This window comes from Caballeronia sp. (genome assembly GCF_049581465.1).
In the GTDB taxonomy this organism is placed as follows: Bacteria; Pseudomonadota; Gammaproteobacteria; order Burkholderiales; family Burkholderiaceae; genus Caballeronia.
The window spans coordinates 1-3,845 of the sequence record NZ_JBAUSA010001032.1 but is presented as its reverse complement, the minus strand read 5'-3'; the positions used below and the strand labels follow the sequence as shown (position 1 = coordinate 3,845).

5 protein-coding genes are annotated in these 3,845 nt (G+C 60.9%); 1 reads left to right on the top strand and 4 read right to left on the bottom strand.

All coding sequences use genetic code 11. The features are described from left to right. The 3 genes from WCA53_RS25235 to WCA53_RS25225 all read right to left on the bottom strand — a co-directional run. Positions 1-132 (bottom strand): helix-turn-helix domain-containing protein (locus WCA53_RS25235; protein ID WP_423916847.1); only part of this gene is annotated, 132 nt, incomplete at its 3' end. Positions 133-250: 118 nt separating this feature from the next. Further along, positions 251-940, bottom strand: a complete 690-nt coding sequence (locus tag WCA53_RS25230) for a 2-hydroxychromene-2-carboxylate isomerase (RefSeq protein WP_423916845.1) — start codon at positions 938-940, stop codon at positions 251-253. A gap of 61 nt (positions 941-1,001) precedes the next feature. Then, positions 1,002-2,486, bottom strand: a complete 1,485-nt coding sequence (locus tag WCA53_RS25225) for a TAXI family TRAP transporter solute-binding subunit (protein ID WP_423916843.1) — start codon at positions 2,484-2,486, stop codon at positions 1,002-1,004. Positions 2,487-3,207: 721 nt separating this feature from the next. Between WCA53_RS25225 and WCA53_RS25220 the strand changes: the two genes are divergently transcribed. Continuing rightward, positions 3,208-3,567, top strand: coding sequence for a BON domain-containing protein (locus tag WCA53_RS25220; RefSeq protein WP_423916841.1), 360 nt, complete (start codon positions 3,208-3,210; stop codon positions 3,565-3,567). On the opposite strand, the gene WCA53_RS25215 is transcribed toward WCA53_RS25220, so the two are convergent. Further along, positions 3,533-3,845: hypothetical protein (locus WCA53_RS25215; protein WP_423916839.1), on the bottom strand; the 313-nt coding region annotated here is incomplete at its 5' end. The genes WCA53_RS25220 and WCA53_RS25215 overlap by 35 nt on opposite strands.

Below are 3,845 nucleotides of genomic sequence, written 5' to 3'. Positions count from 1 at the left end.
GCGCAGCGCCGTGCTGATGGCGGGCTGCGTCTGGCCCAGGCGCAGCGCCGCCTGCGTCACGCTGCGCTCGGTGAGAAGCGTGCGCAGGACACGGAGCAACCAGATATCGAGTGAGTCGGCGGGGTCGTTCATAGGCGAGGCATTCGGGCTGGCGGACGGGCAGCTCCGCTTCTGCACGCATTAAAGCCGGGCAGGGCATGGCATGACGACACCTTAAGGCCGTCCATCGCGCCGCGCCATAGCGTGCGCCCTATGCGCGGGATAGGTCGGTTCCTGCGCCTTGGCCGTCCAGAACCTCCGGCGTCGCGGTCGGCAGCGAACTGATCCGCTTGACTTCAACTCCGTCGAGCCAGTTCGGCGAGCGCGCAACATAGAGCAACATGGGCAGCGTGTCCTCGCCCCAGAACAATTGCCGATCGACCACAAACGTCGGCACGCCAAATACCCCCTGTTCGACCGCAAGTTCATTGTTCGCGCGAAGCTTCGCCTTGACGTCTTCGCGTTCGATCATTGTCTCGCCGTCAGGCAAGCCGACATGGTGGCAAAGATCCCTGAAGCCTTGCTGCGTGCCGGGGTCCCGGCCATCGCGCCAGATAAACCTGAAGATCGCGCGAATGCAGCCGATCTCACCGCCCGCCGCGACCGCAAGACGGAGCGCCTTGGACGAATCGAAGGGATGCGACGGTGGCATCTTGAACGGAATACCGAGTTGTTCAGCACGAAAGAGCGCATGCCGATAAGCAAACACGCGCTTCGATGGAATCGATCCAGGCAGCGGCTGGCCCCAGTGCTTGAACAGCGGCAGGTAGTCGACGGGCAGGATCTGGAAAGGCATGTCTGGCCATTTCTCGTGCTGCTCCAGCAGCAGATACGAGAACGGCGAATTGAAATCGAAAAAAAAGTACAGCTGGCGCGGATCGGTTGAGGGTGCGGCACACATGTGAATCTCCTGACTTTTGCGATTCCGGGCACCCGGATGTTTGGCGTTTCTTCTTTCGATATTACGTGGAGTGCTGGACGCTGTCTCGCTGATGCTCGCGCGCGATCTCTCCCGCTGCGTCGTGGGCGCCGTCCTCAGCCGCCTCATGCGCCAGCGCGAGCCGATGCCGCACGAAGTTGATATGTTCCCGCAACACGTAGAACTGGTCGGCATAGGCGAGCGGCACCTTTAACTGATTGACGGCGGTCTCTATTCCATCCACCCGGGTGATCAGCGCCTCCCGATGTTCCGGGTCGGGGTCTCCCAGCGCTTCCCGTTCTATTGCGATCAGCGCGCCGTACATCTTGTAAATCCGTGATCTCACACGCCACCGGTAGATTCCCGGCACGAGCCGCAGGCCCGGGACCAGCACCACGATGATCGGTACCAGCAGCACGAGCACGCGGTCGGCGAGACTCGCGATCCAGAACGGCAGCGTCCGGTAAAGAAAGCTCTTGCCCGATTTGTAATAGCGTTCGGCGTCGTCGCTGATGCGAAATTCGTGCTGCAGCGGCGCGGGATACTCGTTGGCCTGCTGCATCAGGGTCGCGCGGCCGTGGACCTCCTTGGCGGCCTCGATCAGCAAATCCGACAACGCCGGATGCAGACCGTCGCGGGCAATCAGCTCGGCCGTCGGCGCAATCAGGTGGATCGGATGCGGGGGCAGGTTCTTCGCGAAATCGAAGGCGCCCATCGGCAGTTCGATGACTTTCAGATAAGGGAAGCGCCGCGCGTACGCCTCGGCCTGGCTGAAGTCGAAGAAGCGGATGCCCGGTTGCCGCAAAAGCTTCGCCATGGTCGGCGGCTGCGCGGAATCGCCGGTGAGAAATGCCGCGTCGATATCGCCGTTCGTCAGCGCTGCGGCAGCCTCGTCACCGCTCAAGGACTGGAGCTCGGTGCCGTCGCCAGGCGTGATGCCGTTGGCTTTCAGCAAGGCGAGCGCGAGCGCGCGCGTGCCGCTGCCTTCACCGCCTATCGCAAGCCGCTTGCCTTGTAGTTCGGACAGCCGCGTCAGCACGGGGCCACGGTAAAACACCGCCAGCGGCACACTGCCGACGCTGCCGAGCGACATCAAATCCTTGTGTGGGTCGTCGGCGACGCCCGGCACGGTCATTCCGCCTTGTACGAAGCCGACATCGACGCCCGAGTTCGGGTCTTCGAGCTTCAGGAGGTTATCGAGGGAACCTTGCGACTCCTGAACTTTCAGGGTCACGCCGTTGCGCGCAAGGATGTCCTTGTACTTTTCGGCGTTGATATAGAACGAACTGCCCTTCGGTCCAGCCGACATGGTGAGCGTCGACGGCGGCGCGGGCTGGATCAGGCGCACCGCGAGATAGAGAGCGGCGGCGCTGACCAGCAGGATAGGTCCGAACGATACCGCCAGGTCGTGCCACGAGATCGCGACGAAACGCGCCATGGAAGACGGAAGGTGAGGGCGGCGCCTTTTGGGTCGTGCGACCGATGCAGCGTCGGGCGGCGGAACGTCGGAGCCAGCGGGTTGGGTCATGATGAGTATCGGTTGAACGGGGAGAAGCAGGGAGAAGCCGGCGAAGCGAGCGCCACAACGAGCCCGCAATAAGTGAACCGCATGAAAAACGCGGCGGCTCCCGGGAAAACCCTCGGAGTACTCACGATGGTAGTGTGGTGCGAAAGCGTCGGAGGCGAAAAGCGTCGCTTTGCCAGAAAAAAGTACTGAGTGTCTACACGATGATCGGTCAAAAGGGGCTGATCAATCTGTTTTTGCGTCGTTGCATCCCAATTTTTGCCGATAGTACATGATCGAAAATGCGCGCGGACCACGGGCGCGCCCTTAGCAGGAACGTTAATGCGGACTCACGCATGTTTCATCTCGTTAAATGCTTTGCGCTTCTCGCGAGGCTGGATTAAATTGACGTTCGCTGCCGCTAAACCCGCATCGGCGCCACCTATCCGGCATTTGGAGTGCGCTCCAGGTAGAACCGGAAACGTCGCATGATGTGCAGCTTATGTCCTGAGCCACGGAAACGTTACCCGTAAGAAACGGCCAGGCAGTTGATTTCGCCAGTCTCTCGCAACACCGTGTCGCCAACATTGCCGGCCTGTATCGTTGCGCGTGCGGATTCTTTGTTGCCGCCTGCATGCATGGGCCGCCCGATGTCGTAGCCAAGCCGCTGGGTTGATGCGGTCCAAGAAGAAGTAGAAAGCAGTTATAACTTTGCGAAGTCTTAAGCGAAACAAAAGGAGAAGTTATGAAAGCAGTTGATATGTTGAAGGCGCTAGGCGTCGTGTTATGCGTCGCGGTAGCGTCGAGCGCTTATGCTCAATCGAGCGATGCGATGGCCGCCCCTGCCGCAACTTCCAGCCCGACTAATGCCAAGAAGGTCAACCGCAAGCTCGGCCTGGACGTTCGCCGTGCGCTGAGTCATGCGCAAGGTATCGACGTGTCGAAGATCTACGTGCGTGCGCGAAATGGTGCGGTCGTGTTGTCGGGTTCGGTGCCTGACGGTGATCAGATCCCGAAGGCGGAAGAGATTGCAAAGGGCGTGCCCGGCGTGACGTCGGTGAGCAACAAGCTTACGCTTGCACCGCAAAACGGTGGCGGAGGTTGATGATTAGCCAGGGCCTCGTACGGCGCGACGGCGTGTAAGGCTTGGCATCGTCTTGTTGTTGAACGGGTTCCGGTGCAATGCACCGGAACCCGTTTTTCGTGATGCGGACCGGTAAAGGCGGTTCGGTCGCTGTATCGACGCCGTCTCGTTTGACTATGGGTTCGTCGTAGTCGTAGCTGTAGTGGTAGCCGTACCCGAAGCCGCCGGTAAGGCTGCCGCTGCCGCAGGCATCGGCGTCACTGGTGGTGAACTGGTCGAAGCGGCCGCAGGCATTGGCG